Raw genomic sequence first — 1,095 nt, forward strand, 5'->3', positions numbered from 1 at the left:
TTGCGATCGTGGTGACACGTGACCGGATGATCTTGATGTAGGGAAGGGCCTCCGGGTTCGGTGTGGATTGCGACGTCTACACCGATCAACGGAGGCCCTTCGTGACTCACGCTAACGCACCTTTGACCCCGGCCGGGAGATTGCGGCTGGCCCGCTGTGTCGTTGAAGACCGGTGGCCGTTGCGGCGGGCTGCGGAGCGGTTCCAGGTCTCGGTCTCCACCGCTGTGCGGTGGGCCGGCCGCTACCGCGAGCTGGGTGAAGCGGGGATGACCGACCGCTCGTCGAGGCCTGCCACCAGCCCGAACCGGACCCCGACCCGGACCGAGCGGCGGATCATCAAGGTCCGGGTGCTGCGCCGGTGGGGACCGGCCCGGATCGCCTACCTGCTCGGATTGAACCCCTCGACGGTGCATCGGGTCCTGACCCGCTACCGGCTGGCTCGCCTGAGGCATCTGGATCGGGCCACCGGCCGAGTGGTACGCCGCTATGAACACGCCGCGCCCGGTGACCTGGTCCACGTGGACATCAAAAAGCTGGGCAACATCCCCGACGGCGGTGGGCACAAGGTCCTCGGCCGTGCGGCAGGGGAGCGCAACAGCAACGCCCACCGCGACCCCGCCCGGCCTCGCGCGCTCAGCAACCGCGCCAACCTCGGCTACAGCTACCTGCACAACGCCGTGGACGATCACTCCCGCCTGGCCTACACCGAAATCCTGCCCGATGAGACCAAGGAAACCGCTGCCGCGTTCTGGACCCGGGCGCAGGCGTTCTTCACCAGTTGCGGGATCACCGTCACCCGGGTCCTGACCGACAACGGGTCCTGTTACCGCTCACGTCTGTGGCGCGACACGCTGCGCGACGCGCAGATCACCCACAAACGCACCCGGCCTTACCGGCCGCAGACCAACGGCAAGGTGGAACGGTTCAATCGCACGCTGCTCGACGAATGGGCCTACGACCGGCCCTACCGCACCGAGACCGAACGCCGCCAAGCCCTACCGGGCTGGTTGCACACCTACAATCATCACCGCGGCCACACCGCACTCGGCGGCCAACCACCCGCCAGCCGCGTCCCCAACCTCACGGGTCAGTACA

Annotated in this window: 1 protein-coding gene; it reads left to right on the plus strand. The window is 67.9% G+C overall.

Annotated features, from left to right (window positions below):
• Positions 1 to 101 precede the first annotated feature (101 nt).
• The coding region (locus tag CF165_RS49685; protein WP_093954561.1) for an IS481 family transposase at positions 102 to 1,095 on the plus strand (994 nt) is incomplete at its 3' end.

This window comes from Amycolatopsis vastitatis, assembly GCF_002234595.1.
GTDB classification, from domain to species: domain Bacteria; phylum Actinomycetota; class Actinomycetes; order Mycobacteriales; family Pseudonocardiaceae; genus Amycolatopsis; species Amycolatopsis vastitatis.